Here is a 16,519-nt window from a genome sequence, read left to right on the forward strand (position 1 = left end):
ATCATGCGATATATCAGAATGCCGCAACTGTCGAATCCTTTTGCCGGCACAGGATGAAATTGTGGATCCAATCGTACCGTGGACTGTGGACAAGCGGCCACCGACTCGCGTCCATTGGTTCAGTCTGAAATGCTGACAGTAAAGCGAAGCGGTCAAATGCCACCTGTTCACCGACATCACTTAACGGCCCCAGCAAAACCCTGCAGGATACCATCATGACGTTTCAGCGGAGGCGCCGGATCGTGCGGCGCCAGCGAACCGGGACCGCGCTTCTCGTGGTCGCGCTCATTTCCTTTCTGGCCGGAATGACCGACGCCATCGGCCTGCTGACAGTCGGCGACTTCGTCTCTTTCATGAGCGGCAACACGACACGAGCCGCGACAGCCGTCGCCGAAGGCAACATCCTGCGGTCGCTCATCCTTCTCGGCTCGCTCGCGGTCTTCGTTGTCGGCAATGCCATGGGAACGATCGTTTCAAGCAGGTTTCGTGCGGGCGGCGTTCTTTTCGGCGTCACCGTCACCCTCGCCCTTACCGCCGCCGGTGGCGACCACCTGCCGAACGAACTGCGCTTCTATCTCATCGTCCTTGCCATGGGCGTCGTGAACGCCTCTGTCGAGCATATCGAGGGCCTGCCGATCAGTCTCACCTATGTAACGGGCGCCCTGTCCCGCTTCGGCCGTGGTTTGGGCCGGTGGATCATCGGCACAGGCAACATACAATGGACGATCCAGATCGTGCCCTGGATCGGCATGCTTGGCGGGGCGATCGTCGGCGCCATGCTCGAGTACCGCTTCGGACAGCTCTCGCTCTGGGCCCCGACAATCCTCTCCGGTCTGTTGTTCACGCTGGTGTTGATGATTCCGCGGCGGTGGTCGCAGCGATATGCGCAGCGCTGAACCGGCGGGAGCGGCCCTCCGGTTTTAGGAACGCCCTTCGCTTGCCGATGCCAACAGCGGGTGCAAATTTCAACTTCGCCAAACAAAACGAACCAAAATTCCCACTAAATTGGTAGGGAATTTGTATGATGCTCCGCAACCGCCCGATGTGTACATTCGGATGGCAAGCGCGACCTCGCGTGATGAGCATATATGCAGGAGTTAGGGAAATGACTGGCAACACGATCGACTTTGGCAGACTTTCAGGACCGGGCCGGAAAGGCAGGCGTTCGATCCTCGCCACCGCGGCCTTGGCCATGGTTCTGTCAACGAGCACGGCAGCGCTCGCGCAGTTCGCAAACTTCGATCCGGATGCCTCCATCGTCATCGGCTCGCTCTATGAACCGCAGAACCTGGACAACACCGCCGGCGCCGGCCAGGGCATCAACGAGGCGTTCAACGGCAATGTCTACGAGGCCCTGTTCACGCTGACCGACGCGGGCGACGTCGCTCCCGGCCTCGTGGCCGAGCAGGCGGTCAGCGAAGACGGCCTGACCTATACGTTCAAGCTTCGGCCGAACGTGACCTTCCATTCCGGCGACCCGCTGACGGCACAGGATGTGAAGCACAGCATCGAGCGCGTCGTGGCACCGGATTCCAAGAGCTCGCGCAAGAAGAGCCTGGCGACGATCAGCGAGATCCAGACCCCCGACGACCAGACGGTGGTGGTCAAGCTCTCCGCCCGCTCCATCTCGCTGCCCTATAACCTCAGCTACGTCTGGATCGTCAACGACGCGGCGAAGGACCTGAACGCCGGCGAAGATGGCACAGGCCCTTACCGCCTGGACGAATGGCGCCGCGGCTCCTCGCTGGCGCTGACCCGCAATGACAAATACTGGGGCACGGCGCCGACCAATGGCGAAGTCGTCTTCCAGTACTTCACCGATGCCACTGCGCTGAACAATGCGCTCCTGACCGGTGCCGTCGATGTCATCACCAGCGTCCAGAGCCCGGATTCGATCGCCCAGTTCAAGGACAATCCTGATTACACGGTGACCGCCGGCCAGTCGACCACCAAGGAGCTTCTGGCGTTCAACGACAGGGTCGAGCCGTTCAACAACGTCAAGGTTCGCAAGGCCATCGCCCGCGCCATCGACGACAAGAAGCTGCTGCAGTCGATCTGGGGCGAATACGGCACGCTGATCGGTTCCTTCGTGCCGCCGACCGATCCGTGGTACGTCGACCTGACCGGCGTCGATGCCTATGACGTCGAAAGCGCCAAGGCGCTTTTGAAGGAAGCCGGTTTTGCCGATGGCTTCTCGTTCAAGCTTGACACGCCCAACTATGATCCGCATCCGATCGTTGCCCAGTTCCTGCAGAGCGAACTGGCGAAGGTCGGCATCAAGGTCGAAATCAACATCATCACCGCCAACGAGTGGTACACCAAGGTCTACAAGGCGCATGACTTCCAGGCGACGCTGCAGGAACACGTCAACCACCGCGACATCGTGTTCTACGGCAATCCCGACTTCTACTGGGGATACAACAACCCGAAGGTTGTCGACCTGATCAAGGAATCGGAAGCTGCGGCCAACACCGACGAGCAGACCGCCAAGCTGACGGAGGCAAACCGCATCATCGCCGAGGACGCGGCAAGCAACTGGCTTTATCTCTATCCGCAGATCGTGGTTTCGAGTTCCGCCGTCACCGGTTACCCCGTCAACGGCCTGAACTCACAGTTCTTCGCCTACAACATCAAGAAGAGCGGGAACTGATCGCTCGTTTCCCAAGCGATCCGTTATAGTCGCGTACATGTAAGGAGCCCCCGAGCGAGTTGGGGGCTCCCTTTGCCTTGCAGCTGACGGCGATTCATTGCGTCGACAACGCTACGTCAGATCTTTTCCAAGCAACACGACAGTCATGGCGCGCCAAGGACGCATCAGCGTTCGAAACGTGCTGCATCATTCCCGTGAAATCGATGAGGGTATAAGGGATTATGCAGTAGCCTCCTCGTTGATTTTGTGCAAAAGCCAGCGCTCCGGCCCCGGGTATTACACCCGTCGGACGAAAGGAAGCCGACCATTCTCGCCTATGTCCTGCGCCGCCTCGCCATCCTGATCCTGTCGCTGCTGATTGCGGCGGTGGTGCTGTTTGTGCTGTTGCGCCTGCTGCCGGGCGACCCGGCGAACGCCCTGCTTTCCGTCGGCGCCGATCAGCAGCAGATCGAGGCCGCGCGCGAACAGGTCGGCTCCAACTTACCGCTCTGGGAGCAGTTCCTGCGCTTCGTCGGCAGCCTTGCGCGCTTCGATCTCGGAACGTCCTTCGTCAGCGGCAAGCCCGTTATCGAGGAAATCGCCGCCCGTCTAACCGTAACGGTGCCGCTGGCGCTGCTGGGCTTTGGGCTCGCCGTTATGATCGCCGTGCCGCTCGGGATCGTTTCGGCAGTCAAGGCCAACCGCTGGTACGGCGCGGCCATATCGACCGTGTCGCAGCTTGGCATCGCCATCCCGGTCTTCTGGGTCGGAATCCTGCTTGTCACCGTCTTTGCGGTCAATCTTCGGATCTTTCCGTCGGGCGGTTATCCCCGGCGCGGCTGGCAGAACGAGGGCCAGGTTCTCTATGCGCTCGCGCTGCCGGTGCTGACGATCGGGCTGGTCATGGCCGCCTCGCTGATCCGCTACATCCGATCCGCAACCCAAGATGTTCTCGGCAGCGACTATCTGCGGACGGCGCGTGCGCTCGGCGCCAGTTTCTCGCAGGCGCTGATCCGGCACGGCATTCGCAACGGCGCCGTGCCGATCGTCTCGATCCTGGGCATCGAGCTTGCAACGACCCTGCTTGGCGCGGTCGTGGTCGAGCGGGTGTTCGCCCTGCCCGGCCTTGGCTCGATGCTGCTGCTGGCGATCGAACAGCGCGATTACCCCAACGTCCAGGGCGTGTTGTTCATCTCCACCCTGCTGGTGCTGCTGATCGGCTTTGCCGCCGATCTGCTTCAGCGGCTGATCGATCCCCGCTTGCGCGAACGGGCGACAGGAGCTGCGCCATGACCGCGCTTGACCTTTCGACGGGTAGACCCGCCCGCAGACACTCGCTGTCGCTTTCCATCGGGCTTGCCCTTGTCGGCCTCAATGTCGCGGTTGCACTCCTCACCCTGTTCTGGACACCCTATGACCCGCTCAATGCCTCCGGCGGCCGGCTCGAAGCGCCGTCGCTGCTGCATTGGGTCGGAACGGATCGGCTCGGCCGCGATTACCTGACGCAAATCATGATCGGCGCGCGCACGGCGTTGATCGTCGGTACTGGCGCTGTTGCGATCGGCGCCTCGATCGGCGTGACGCTCGGCATCCTCGCCGCTTTCGCGACGCGCCTGCTCGACGATGTCATGGCCGCCACCCTGGATATTCTGATCGCGTTCCCGACGCTGCTGCTGGCGATGCTGGTGGTCGCGGCCAGCGACAGTGCTAGCCTGTGGTCGGCGACCCTGGCACTTGGCCTGGCGATTTCGGCGATCGTCGCCCGCTTGACGCGGATCCTTGCCAAGCGTGTGCTGCGCCAGGACTACATCGTCGCATCCCGGACCTCCGGCACCTCGTGGCCCGGCGTCGTCGTGCGCCATGTACTGCCCAACATCTGGCCGACGCTCTCGGTGAACTTCGCCTTGCAATTCGGCCTGGCAGTGATCGCGGAAGCGTCGCTCTCCTATCTCGGCCTGGGCGCACCGCCGCCGAACGCATCCTGGGGCAGGCTGCTGCAGGAGGCACAGGGCACGGTCTATACCGCCCCCGTCGGCGCGATTGCACCCGGCATTGCCCTCGTCGCACTGGTCATTGGCATGAACCTGCTTGCCGACGGCCTGCGGGACGTTGGCGACCCGACACGCGGGAGATCGCGATGAGCGCCTTGCTTTCCGTTCAGGGCCTGACCGTCCGCGCTAGCGGCAAGACATTGGTCTCGGACCTGTCGTTCTCCATCGGCTCCGGCGAGCGAATGGGACTGATCGGCGAATCCGGCTCGGGCAAGTCGATGACCGCTATGGCCATTACCGGCCTTTTGCCGGCGAACATCTCCGTCACCGGCTCGATCGTGCTCGATGGCCAGGAGGTGGTCGGCACTGAAGACAAGCGCCTGAACCGGCTGCGCGGGGTCGCAACCGCCGTCGTCTTTCAGGAGCCGCTGACAGCCCTCGATCCGCTGATGAGAATCGGCAAGCAGATCGCCGAGCCGGTGCGCCGCAGGCTCGTGCGCGAACAGGGACGCGCGACGCGTTCTGCGGTCGACCGCGAAGTGCTCGACCTGCTCGACAAGGTCGCCCTGCCGCAACCGGAGCGCATTGCCAACGCCTATCCGCACGAAGTGTCGGGCGGCCAGCGCCAACGTGTTGCGATCGCCATGGCGCTTGCCTGCCGCCCAAAACTTCTGATCGCCGACGAGCCGACGACCGCGCTCGACGTCACCACCCAGGCCGAAATCCTCAAGCTGCTCGACGGGCTTGTGCGTGAAACGGGAATGGCGCTGCTCTTCATCAGCCATGACCTGCCTGTTGTTGCCGAAGTGGTCGAGCGTGTGATGGTGCTGCGCGACGGCATCGCGCTTGAAGAGGGCGCCGTTGTCGACGTGTTTAGCAACCCGTCGCACGACTATACGCAGACGCTTGTCGATGCCGCGCGCATGTTCGACGAGGCCCTTGGACGGACGGGATCGTGATGCTGGACCTGCAGAATGTGAACTTCGGCTATTCCCGTCACCGCAAGATTTTGAGCGACGTGTCGTTCAGCGTGCGCGCCGGCGCCAGCGTTGGACTGGTGGGCGAGTCCGGTTCGGGCAAGACGACACTGCTGCGGCTGCTGCTCGGTCTGGAGCGGCCCACGAGCGGCACGATCCGCTTCGGCGACGATGCACTCGATCCGGCCGATGGCGCGTTCATGCGCCGTTACCGGCGCGCGGTGCAGCCGGTGTTCCAGGACCCCTATTCGTCGCTCGATCCTCGCCAGAAGGTGCTCGACATCATCGCTGAGCCGCTGCAATCGCTGCGCATCGCCGGTCCACGCAAGGATGCGGTGGCGCAAGCCCTGGAGGCTGTGGGCCTGCCGCTCGATGCCATGCAACGCTACCCGCACGAATTTTCCGGCGGACAGCGCCAGCGCATCGCGATTGCGCGCGCAATCGTCGCCCGTCCACAGATCATTCTTGCCGACGAAGCCGTCAGCGCTCTCGACCTGTCGACCCGCATCCGGATCGTCGAACTGTTCAAGACGCTGTCGGCAACGCTGACGCTGGTGTTCGTTTCGCACGACCTTGGTGTCGTCGCATCGCTTTGCGAAGAGATGGTCATCCTCGAAAAGGGACAGGTGGTCGAGAGCGGCAAGACGCGCGATATCCTGACGGCGCCCCAGCATCCCTATACACAGCGGTTGCTTGCCAGCATTCCGCGCATGCCGGCCTGAGCGCTTCGGTCACTCACGAATCTACCGTTAGCGACCCCCTCACCAACGAACAAAGTACCTTGATCTAGAACAACCCCCCGTCGAGCGGAGTTGCCCATAGTGCCGCCGGCCGCAGATTCCCTGCCGCCGCATGCCCTGAATGGCAATTTTCAACTTCTTCTGGGGGTCCGGAATCATGTCTACTCGCTCCATCCTGCCAACCGCCGCCGCACTCGTTTTGCTGGCGGCCTCGGTCACTGCGGCTCAAGCCGCGGACCTTACCGCGCCGAGCGAGGCCGCCGCTCAGCTACCGGCTGCAAGCGAGCAGAGCCCATGGATGATCCGCGCCCGCGCGCTTGCCGTTTTACCCGAAGACAAGGCATCGCTGCAGTTGAATGGCACGTCACTTGACGGCGAAAAAGTCGGCGTCAGCAACTCGGTCGTGCCCGAACTCGATATCACCTACTTCTTCACCGACAATCTTGCGGCGGAACTGGTCCTGGGCACGACCCCGCACAGCGCAAGGGGCAGCGGTTCGATCGCCGGTCTCGGCGAGATCGGCAAGGCCTGGTTGCTGCCGCCGACACTGACGCTGCAGTACCACGTCAATCTCACCGACACGATCAAGCCCTATGTCGGCGCCGGCGTGAACTACACCATCTTCTACAATGAAAAAGCCCAGGGCGACTTCTCCAGCTTCAACCTCAAGAACACCTTCGGCGTGGCCCTGCAGGCCGGTGTCGACATCAAGCTCGACGATCACTGGGGTATCAACTTCGACGTGAAGAAACTGTTCCTCGAGCCAGAGGTCAACGCGACCCTGCCGGGCGCCGGCACGGTGACGGGCAAGGTCAAACTCGATCCCTGGCTGATCGGCACAGGCATCACCTACCGCTTCTGACGTTTTTCGCCAGCGGATGACACCGCTTCAGGTCTACAGCGCCGCGCGCCATATTAGACGCGCAAAGGTCGCTGTAGCGCTTTGAATGGCTGCATGTTTTTATCCTTGAATCGAATAGGATTTAAGGAAACATGCAGTGGAAAATCTCCGCCCTCGCCGTTACACGGCGAGGGCAGCAACCAAACGGACAGTCGTACGTCATGCGTGATGGGCGGTGACGGCCTTGACCAATCCGGTCGTCAATTCACGGCTGCTCGCATGCGAAATATCGCCGAGCGACAACATGCCGACCATTCGCTTTTCGTCATCGATCACCGGCAGGCGCCGTATCTTCTTGCTCTCCATCAGGCGAACAGCCTCCTCGATCGTTTCGCTGGTGCGGCAGTAGACGATATCCCTTGTCATGACATCGCGCGCAGTCAGCAACGCAGCGTCGTCGTGCCCGTTTGCCCATGCCCGCAACGCAATGTCCCTGTCCGTCACCATGCCGATGAGGCGATCGTTTTCGCCGACCGGCAGAGCGCCGATGTCTTCGTCACGCATAATCCTTGCCACGGTGCGCAAGTCCGTTTCAGGCGCTATCCAGCGCGCGCCGGGGTGCATCGCTTCCCACGTTCTCATTGCATCCTCCTACGGTTTGGAGGAATGACGATAGCCGAAGATCGTGGCCAATCATTGATCCTGACGGCCGACTTGTTCGCCGAACGTCGCTTATCGCAACTCCAGCAGGAAGTAGGTCGTCGGGCCGGACGGGCCGTCGTTGCTCAGGCGAAATTTAACCGCACCGGCGCCATCGACGACCGGTGGGTGAACTGTTCCGTCAAGACCCACCGGTGAAATGCGCCACTTGGCCGCCGTCTTCGACAGGGAGAGATCGACAGTCCCCTGCTGGATCAACACCGGCAACCGGCCAAAACTCTCGATGACCTTCTCTTCACTGTCACGGAACGTCATGTCCGTGTTCTGGGCGTCGGTTGCAAAGATCAACAGGAAACGCCGGCTGTCGGACAGGGTTGCCGGAGGATCGAGCGCCGAGAGAGCGACAAGACCGTTGCCGTCGGCGCGCTCCACCCGCAGCACACCGAGGTCGACCGGTTCGCGCAGGGACGCAAACGCCATCGCTTCCGTCGCCGGCGTCGCTACGCGCAGCTGCCTGGCGAAACGATCGAGAACGATTTCACCGGTGCTGCTTTGATAGATGCCGGCATCGACGGTCGTTGCGTTGTCCGGCTTCAACCTACTGCTCGCACGCAGCAGCGCCAGCACATTGTCGCTGCTTTCCCGCCGCGGCTGGGTAACCGCGATCGCATCACCCAATCGCTCGGCGCGTTCCAGACCGATACGACCGACCAGGGCAAGATCGGTCAGAGACTCCGGCTCGCGCGCCTGCATGTCGTCCGTCAGATCCTCCTCGCCGCGCACGGAAAATGGGATCGTCACATCCGAGGTCGCGACATCGCCGCGCCGATAGAGCAAGGCGGCCAGGGTTTCGCCCGCGCGCGCAACCGGATCGAGGGCGATCGCGTAGGGCAGCATCGCTTGCTTATGCGGAAACGGCTCACCATAGGCGAGCGCGATCGGTCCATGGCCGTGGCGGCAAAGGGCGTCCCAGCCCTGAAGGGCGGCATAGGCCGGCATGGCAAGACCACCCTCGTAGCGGTAGCGGTTCCAGAACAGGTGGTCGTATTCGCTGACGACAAACGGTTTTCCGAGCCAGCGCGATGCAGCGATCATCCTGATGTAGTTGACGCTATCGGCAATTGAGCTGGTTTGAAGGAGTTCGCTGCCCGGCGTGTAGCCGCCGACCCAATCGTGGTAGGTGTTCGCCGTGATGACTTGGAGGTCGCGCCTGCTGAGGGCCATCTGGCTCGACGGCCAGTTGTTGTAGTTGGTGATCAGGCCCGTGTAGCCAAGGTCGCGCAGAACCTTGCTCATGCGTGCGGTGGAGGCACGCTCGGTTTCGACAAAGAATGCCTGAAGATCGCGCAGACGCGGGCTGTCGTTATAGCGGTCCCGAGGCAACCTGATCCCGCCGGTTTCAAGCACTTCCCCGGAATCAAGCACGCCCCAGACCTTCGCCAGGCTCGCCGTCGTGCCGTAACGCTTCTTCAGCCAGAGATTGAACGGCTGAGCCAACCGGTCGTCATAGGGAGCCCGGCCGGGCCGATCATGAACCACCGCCTCAAACTCCAGGCCATTCTCATTGGCCAGAATGACCAGGGCCAGGGCCTCGTCGCGGATCGGAGCTTCGCCTGTGTAAGGGTTCACGCGCCCGAGGACCGCCTGCTGCAACCGCCTCCAATGCTCAAAGGTCCGATCGTCCAGATGTAGCATGAGTTTTACATCGCCGCCCGTGTCCCAGCGGTCATCGAAACCGCCATAGGCGCCACGCGGCGACGACAGGCCGTCGATAATCCAGTGGATGCCGTTGCGCTTCAGGGCCGCAAGCAGATACTGGATCCGATCGAGCGTTTCCGGGTCGAAATCGAGATCCCGATCACGCCCGAACATCAGACTTGCGTCGACGAAATGCAGGCGCGCGATGTTGTAGCCATGCATCGCCAGCTGGCGCGCATAACGGTCCGCGCCTTCATGATCGGGGAAGCCGCCGGACGCAGGGCTCCAGGCAAGCGAGGCGCACAACATCCTGACCGGCGTATCCGGCGCTTTCGCATAGGCGAGACGTCCCTCCTTGCCGACAACCAGTCTATGACCGCCATCGATCCGGCCGTTGGGCAGGATGGACGAGAAGTCGAGCGGGCTGCCTGGTCGCAATTCGAGGGAGATCTCCTTCACCGGAACCCATTGATCCGCGGCGCGCGCAGGCACGCACATCACCGCAAGCGCCAGCACCGTAGCCAGACATCTCTGGCGCATCAAGCTACCGCTCCAAGCAACTTGCTCTCGATCGGAACCTCCGGTCTTCGCCGCCGCCCGAAAAAACCGACAGGCAGTGCAGCGGCGTGGAAGAACCAGGCGACGACCGTGTACAGCCCCATGTTCAAGCTGCCTTTGCGAATGCTCATCAACACGATGACTGCGGCGAGGACAGCGAAGACGATGCCCAGGCCGACAGCCAGGCTCGGCGAGAACAAAAGCACACAGAGCGAGAGCGCCCACCACAGATAGACGAGACACCAGAGCTTCAGCTCGGGCAGCTCACGCAGCAGCTGGAAGAAATACGGCCGACCGAGCGACGCGCGCAGAAGTTCGCCGATACCGAAGAGATATTTGCTTTTCCAGCGTCGAACCAGCAGGCGATAGGAATTGACAGTATGTCCGAAGTGCTGGACGAAACGCCGGTCAAGGCGATGCAACCCCCATCCAGCGCTTCGCAGCCGGATGCCGAGATCGAATTCTTCGTATCCATGCAGGTTGCGATCGGAGAGGTAACCGACCGCTTCGATCGCATCGCGCCGGTAGAGCCCACCGCCGTTCATCCGGTCGATCGATCCGATCCGGTTTTCCGGCGAGTTGCGATTGACGCGACGCGAGAACTCGAGATTGGACGTCAGCATCTCCTGGACATGGCCGGTAACGCCGGCAACCTCAGGATTGTCGGCGAGAAACGCCACGGCGACGGCGAGAAAATCACGGTCGAGCAACATGTCTCCGTCAAGCAGACAGAGATGGTCGCCTTTGGAGTATTGAAAGCCAAGCTGCGGGCCAATGCCGCAGCTTGGCCGCGCCGGCGGGCTGATCTGGGCGATGACGACGGGATATTGCGCGGCAATCTCGACCGTTCGGTCGGATGAGCCGCTGTCGGCGACGATGACTTCGCCACCTGTCGCTCCGAGGGCAGCAAGCGCACTTTCAATCGTGGCCGCTATTCGCTTCTCTTCGTTCAGCGTCTTGATGATGACGGATACTGACAAGCGCGCCTCCAAAATCACCGGGGCGTCTACAGCGCCGCGCGTCAAATATGACGCGCGAAGGACGCTGTAACGCTTGAATCCTGCTGCATAATTTTCTCCTTAAATCGATTCCGGTTTAAGGAATTATGCAGTAGCCAAGCGTCCCGGCGCAGCCAGTTCTACCCGCGATACTTTGAGTTTTGGTTTATTTGCACCAGCAATTGCAGCAGACGCGACCGATTGCGGATAAGGACCCAACCCGAAGCCACGCCGCATGCACCGCCAAGCAATTTGATGGCGAGGTCCCCGATCCGGGCGTGACGGTCTGCCGACACCACCTGCAGCAATTCGAACCCGATGGCGGTGGCCAAAACGAGCCCGAGGACAAGCAGGAGCCGCCGGGGATAGGCAATTGCAAAGAGCAGCCCCATCAGCCCGAACGCGCCGAACCGCTCGACATGCACGAACGTGCCCATACGCGGGCGCAGATCGAGTGGTGATAGGGTCGAATAGGCGATCACGGCGAATATGAGCCAGCCAAATAGGCCAGCGGCGCGTTTGATATTCATACTGTTCTTGTCTCTCCGCACCGCACACAACACGGCAAAAATCAGCCCGACGGCAACAGGGATGTCGCGTGCGATTGCGCGCGATCTACTTTGCCACCAACGCGCTATACACCGCGACGGTCTTTTCCGCCACGCTTGTCCAGCTATAGGCGGCTTCGGCGTGCGCCGCACGGGCGCGCATCTCGCTTTCACTGGGCGGATTGGCAAGCTTCGCCGTCATGGCCGATGCCAGCGCCTCGACATCGCCGAGCGGGAAATATTCGTCGCGTGCAAGGCCAAGCTCGACATTGGCAACGATATCGCTCGCAAGAACCGGCAAGCCGTAGGCCATGGCCTCCAACAGCGCGATCGGCATGCCCTCGTGGCTGGAAGGCAGAACGAACAGGGCCGCATTGCCGAAAAGCTCCGCAAGCCGGTCACCGGACTGAAAGCCCGTTAGAACGACACCTGCGATATCACCTGCCAGCCTTCTCACCTCCTCGGTGTAGGACGTCTCGAATTCCGCACCGCCGGCCAGAACCAACCGGAACTCCGGACTGGAACATTTGGCATAGGCGCGGATCAGATCGAGCTGGCGCTTCTCAGGCACGATCCGTGCGGCAAGCAGAATGTACCGCCGTGGCGCAAGGCCGAACTCGGCAAGAATGCCGGTCTCACCCCTGGACGGCGTGACCGACACCCCGTTGGGCACAAGGGCCATGGACACATTGTGCCGCGCGCCCATGGTCTCAGCGATATCCTTCGAAATGGCGATCCGCCCGCTTGCAAAGCGCATGCCCAGGCGTTCACCGAGCTTCAGCGTACCCTTGGCAAGAGCACCCCATTTTTGCCGGTCGTAGTCATAGCCATGATGGGTCACGACCACCTTCAGGCCGAGCATTCTCGCAAGCGGGACGAACAGTGCTGGCCCGATCGCATGGATATGCAGCACGTCGGGACGCTGCCAGCCCGCGTAGCAAACACCCATGAAAGTGTGAACGATGGCTTCCAGCGCCATCCGGCGCGGCGCCCAGAAAGGAACGACACGAATGCCATTCCAGCTGAAGGGGACAGATGCCGGAAGATATCGGCGCCGCCCGATCACGTCGACGTCCCAGCCGTGCTTCGTGAGCTTGCCGGCAAGGATCTCGACATGCTTTTCGATGCCGCCCTGCACATCCGGAATTCCGCGCAGGCCCAGCATCATCACGCGCCGCCGTCCGGTTCGCGCGCTCAGCCGACGATCTTTGCCTGTCAGCTCGCGATGATTGTGCACGAGGTGGACTCCACGCTGGGCAGTACCGCCCTTCCCGTCGACGCCTTCCAATATTCCAGATTGTACAATCTCAGTGGAAACCGACGCTGTTGCCGACGATCAACTTGCGAGACTCGTAACTTCCTGCCCATGGCGTGGCCTCAAAGATTGCGCACCCAAGGCCATTTACGTTAACAATACTTAATAAGATCGTAATTAAATCGTTAAATATCTAATTGTTCGATCAATAAACGAACATATTTAATGCCGCGGTAAGTATATTCGCAAGCCTTGGTTAATGACGCAAGGATAAATCTGCCAACTAGGTCGCCCCGAGCGCAGCGTAGAGATCAAGCGTTCTGTCGCGATAAGCATTGGCGGAGAAATCTCTGGATATCCACGCCCTGCCGGCAGCGCCCATGCGGGCGCGCGCTGTCGGCCCAAGAGCCGTCATGTCGGCCAGCGCCCTTGCCAGATCATCAGCGTCTCCCGACGTTGCCGTCATGCCCGTTTCCCCGACCTGGATCATTTCCGGAATGCCTCCGACGGCTGAACCGACCACCGGCCGTCCCAGAGCATAGGCTTCCAGCAAGCTGATGGGCGCATTTTCGTACCATTCCGACGGCAGTACGAGTGCCCTGGATGATCCGATCAATTTGTGCAGGCTCTCGCCTGAGAGATATCCGGTGAACGTCACGTCTGCATTAAGCTCGCTCGCGAGCCGACGAAGCGATGCCTCTTCGGGGCCTGTACCGGCGACGACCAACCGCTGTTTCGAAAGTGCCGCCGCCTTGATCAGCGTGGCGATGCCCTTTTCGGGTGCAAGCCGGCCTGCGAAAACGAAATAGTCGCCCTCGTCCCAGGCGCTGCTGTAATCGTCCACATCCACGAAGTTCGGAATGTGCACCATCTGCTCACGCGGCCAGCCCCATTCGACAAGCTTCTCCACGTAGAACCGGCTCGGAACGACGATCCGGTCGACCTTGTTGCGATAGAGGCCCAGCGTACGATGCAGCACCGTTTCTGCCAGCACGACACCGCTCAAGATCGCCGAGCCCTTGACGCAGCGGTGACGCAGGACGTTGTAGACCCGTCCGCCGCGACAGTCCTCGCAGATCTTGCCGTCGCGCAGCATCTTGTAGGAAGGACAGGCAAGTTTGAGGTCGTGAGCCGTCATGACAACCGGCACGCCCGCTGCCTTCAACGTCGAAAAGATCGCCGGCGACAGGTGGTGATAGACGTTGTGTGCATGGGCAACCGACGGACGCGCGCGGTCAATCAGCCTGGCGATGTTGCGCTGGCCTTCGCGCGAATAGATCACGCTTGCCGCCTGCTCTATTTTCCGCAGAAAGCTCGTTTGCCGACCAAATTCGATTTCGGAGACGAAATACTTGGACCATTCAGAGCGCTCGTTGTCCTCGTGCTCCATGGCAAAGGGCACGACATCCCAGCCAATATCGGCGAACATCTTCATATGGTCGAAGAACACCGCTTCGGCGCCGCCGCGTCGATAGAAGTAGTTGTTGATGGCGAGAAGTCGCTTGCCGGCGGCTATCGTGTTGAGCACATCGTTCTCCTCATCCGCCAAGCCGATCGAGTGCCTTGTCGACCGGCAGGACGGTGCATCCCTTCTCGACCGCATAGCGGACCAGATGCTCGAACGTCTCCGGCGTGCAGCCATAAGGCGTCGGTCGTGGCGCGATGTCGTGCGTGAAAAAGACCAGCCATCCCGGCTGCGCGACGAGGTCATCGATCCAGCGGGTCAGCGCAAGAGCGTGCGCCTCGGGCTGGCGGATCTCGACCGCCTTCAACATCATTGGATCGACTGCACCGCGGTTGATCGCCTCCCCTGCGGCCCGGCACGTTCGGTAGCGCCGCCCCAATTCCCTGCGTGCCATCGGCCAGGCGGCGTTGTAGGGAAACGCAAAGTTCCTTGCCGGCTCAGCGACGCCACTGGCTGCCAGATAGTCCGCATTTCGGTCGAGGTCGCGCGCAAGCGCCCCCCCGGTGAGACGTCTTATCTTGCTGTGGCTGAAGGTGTGGCAGCCGACTTCGTGTTCGCGCTTGGAGAGAGCCTCACAACCCGCAGCGGTGATCAAGGTTCGATCCGGCTCAACCCGCCCTTCGAGCCCCCCGGCAATGTAGAATGTGCCGCGGACGCCGTGCCGTTCAAGGATTTCGGCACCCTGGTGCAAGGCGCTGTCAGGCACATCGTCGAAGGTGAACGAGACGAGCGGAACGTCGGTCGCAACGGCGAGCTTCTTCTGAGCAAGGCGCCAGATCAGACGATTTGCCAGCCGGTCGACAAGGCCGTCAACCTTTTGCAAAAACTCAGGCATAGGCCACGCCCCTTTTTTCGGCAGATTGAGACGGCAAGGCAAGGACCGCGCGGGCCTGCAAATGCAGACCGTAGAGCGAAAACAGGAAGGTGAACCACAGCAGGTTGCCGCCCTCGTAGAACAAGCTCTCAAGGCCGGCGTTGAAGATCGTATAGAGCCAGACGCGCGTAAAGAGCCGCGTGAGATGTGAATGCTGCTCGGCGGACGCCATGCGGGCAATATTGCGCAGCGGCAGGATGAGAATCCACAACACCGTGAGCAGCAGCCCGGGAAAGCCCGTCATCAAGGCGATGTCGAGATAGGAATTGTGGCCGTTGGCAGCCGCCACCGCCCAGGTCTCGATCGCTCCGCCGCTGTGGACCAGCTCTTCCGTTTGCCAGAATGCCTTGAAACCGTAGCCGGTGATAGGCTGCTCGGCGAGCGCGGTGAACGCGAAGCGCCAGATATCCGCCCGGTTGGTGAACGTCGCGTCGATGCCAAGTTCGGTGATGAACTCGCTGAGCGGCATGAATACGGCTGATCCGACGGCAAACAGATTGAACAGCCCGACGCCACCGATGACGATCGGGATGCGCAGGAGACGGATCTTCTCGAATATCCAGGCAAGCAACAGGATCGCCGGCAGCATCGCGGTCGAGGTCTTGCCGCCGGTATGGATGAGGAAGTTGAACGACAGCAGCACGATGGCGATCCCGGCCAATCGCGACCAGCTATTCATGACGAAAAGCCCGAAGAAGGCCGCGATCACCATCGCGGCGGCCGCACTGTTCTTGTGCGGGAAATGGCCGCGCCATAGACCCGCATTCATGGGCTCGCGCAGTTCTGACGCCTGATGAATAGAGAGCATCGGCTTAAAGGCGATGCCGTAATAGGCAACGCCGAGCATGATGAGCGTACCGATGCCCAGCATTTTGGCAAAATGCCGTTCGCTGGCGGGCAACAGCAGGTAGATGCTGGCATTGACCGTGACCATGATGGCAAGAACGGTGCCCTTGATCCCAAGCATTGGGTGGGCTGAGATCACCGATACGAAAAGGAACCAGGTAAACAGCACTGCAAGCAGCGGCCGCGGCTGCAGGATGATATTTCGCATCGGATGGCATAGGCCGTAACCGAGCATGCCCGTAAACAACAAAAGAGAAACGATCTGGTTCAATCGGTTCGAATTACCGGCCGACGGATCAAGCACTGCTGCTCCCGTCAGGTCGACGAACGGGGTGATCGATATCCAGAAGAACAGAAACGTCGTCATGAACAGGACGGTGCCGACACGCAGCCGCAGCGTTTCGGCGGCATTGGTTTCGGCGTAGGCGGCGCTCGTCAT

15 protein-coding genes are annotated in these 16,519 nt (G+C 61.2%); 7 read left to right on the forward strand and 8 right to left on the reverse strand.

Annotation, left to right across the window (positions count from 1 at the left end; translation table 11 throughout):
* The first annotated feature begins 215 nt into the window (after window positions 1-215).
* From ASD52_RS35765 to ASD52_RS35795, 7 genes are all read left to right on the forward strand, one after another.
* Window positions 216-896: a YoaK family protein gene (locus ASD52_RS35765; RefSeq protein ID WP_025428564.1), complete on the forward strand. Its 681-nt coding sequence runs from the start codon at window positions 216-218 to the stop codon at window positions 894-896.
* Window positions 897-1,105: 209 nt separating this feature from the next.
* Window positions 1,106-2,650 (forward strand): ABC transporter substrate-binding protein, encoded by a 1,545-nt coding sequence (locus ASD52_RS35770; protein ID WP_057211286.1) that lies wholly within the window; start codon window positions 1,106-1,108, stop codon window positions 2,648-2,650.
* Window positions 2,651-2,971: 321 nt separating this feature from the next.
* Window positions 2,972-3,922: an ABC transporter permease gene (locus ASD52_RS35775; RefSeq protein WP_256435857.1), complete on the forward strand. Its 951-nt coding sequence runs from the start codon at window positions 2,972-2,974 to the stop codon at window positions 3,920-3,922.
* Entirely contained in the window at window positions 3,919-4,770 is an 852-nt protein-coding gene (locus ASD52_RS35780) for an ABC transporter permease (RefSeq protein WP_057211290.1), read from the forward strand. Before ASD52_RS35775 ends, ASD52_RS35780 begins: the two co-directional genes overlap by 4 nt.
* Window positions 4,767-5,579: an ABC transporter ATP-binding protein gene (locus ASD52_RS35785; protein ID WP_025428560.1), complete on the forward strand. Its 813-nt coding sequence runs from the start codon at window positions 4,767-4,769 to the stop codon at window positions 5,577-5,579. Before ASD52_RS35780 ends, ASD52_RS35785 begins: the two co-directional genes overlap by 4 nt.
* Window positions 5,573-6,319 carry an ATP-binding cassette domain-containing protein gene (locus tag ASD52_RS35790; protein ID WP_025428559.1) on the forward strand — a complete coding sequence of 249 codons (747 nt, stop codon included), beginning with the start codon at window positions 5,573-5,575 and terminating at the stop codon, window positions 6,317-6,319. The genes ASD52_RS35785 and ASD52_RS35790 overlap by 7 nt, the downstream gene beginning before the upstream one ends.
* A gap of 175 nt (window positions 6,320-6,494) precedes the next feature.
* A complete protein-coding gene (locus ASD52_RS35795; protein ID WP_025428558.1) occupies window positions 6,495-7,199 on the forward strand; it encodes an OmpW family protein in 705 nt (234 codons plus the stop codon).
* A 198-nt stretch (window positions 7,200-7,397) separates the two neighbouring features.
* On the opposite strand, the gene ASD52_RS35800 is transcribed toward ASD52_RS35795, so the two are convergent.
* From ASD52_RS35800 to ASD52_RS35835, 8 genes are all read right to left on the reverse strand, one after another.
* Window positions 7,398-7,820: a CBS domain-containing protein gene (locus ASD52_RS35800; RefSeq protein WP_025428557.1), complete on the reverse strand. Its 423-nt coding sequence runs from the start codon at window positions 7,818-7,820 to the stop codon at window positions 7,398-7,400.
* A gap of 90 nt (window positions 7,821-7,910) precedes the next feature.
* A complete protein-coding gene (locus ASD52_RS35805) occupies window positions 7,911-10,076 on the reverse strand; it encodes a hypothetical protein (protein ID WP_057226706.1) in 2,166 nt (721 codons plus the stop codon).
* Window positions 10,076-11,074 (reverse strand): glycosyltransferase, encoded by a 999-nt coding sequence (locus ASD52_RS35810; RefSeq protein ID WP_025428555.1) that lies wholly within the window; start codon window positions 11,072-11,074, stop codon window positions 10,076-10,078. Before ASD52_RS35810 ends, ASD52_RS35805 begins: the two co-directional genes overlap by 1 nt.
* A gap of 158 nt (window positions 11,075-11,232) precedes the next feature.
* Entirely contained in the window at window positions 11,233-11,622 is a 390-nt protein-coding gene (locus tag ASD52_RS35815) for a VanZ family protein (protein WP_025428554.1), read from the reverse strand.
* Between the two features lie 85 nt (window positions 11,623-11,707).
* Window positions 11,708-12,808, reverse strand: coding sequence for a glycosyltransferase family 4 protein (locus ASD52_RS35820; RefSeq protein WP_225906306.1), 1,101 nt, complete (start codon window positions 12,806-12,808; stop codon window positions 11,708-11,710).
* A 370-nt stretch (window positions 12,809-13,178) separates the two neighbouring features.
* Window positions 13,179-14,423, reverse strand: a complete 1,245-nt coding sequence (locus tag ASD52_RS35825; RefSeq protein WP_225968515.1) for a glycosyltransferase family 4 protein — start codon at window positions 14,421-14,423, stop codon at window positions 13,179-13,181.
* 10 nt (window positions 14,424-14,433) lie between these two features.
* On the reverse strand, window positions 14,434-15,195 hold the full coding sequence (locus ASD52_RS35830; RefSeq protein WP_057226709.1) for a polysaccharide deacetylase family protein: 762 nt from the start codon (window positions 15,193-15,195) through the stop codon (window positions 14,434-14,436).
* A complete protein-coding gene (locus ASD52_RS35835; protein WP_057226712.1) occupies window positions 15,188-16,519 on the reverse strand; it encodes an O-antigen ligase in 1,332 nt (443 codons plus the stop codon). The genes ASD52_RS35830 and ASD52_RS35835 overlap by 8 nt, the downstream gene beginning before the upstream one ends.

Origin of the sequence: Ensifer sp. Root142, assembly GCF_001426785.1 — a bacterium.
Classification (GTDB): domain Bacteria; phylum Pseudomonadota; class Alphaproteobacteria; order Rhizobiales; family Rhizobiaceae; genus Ensifer; species Ensifer canadensis.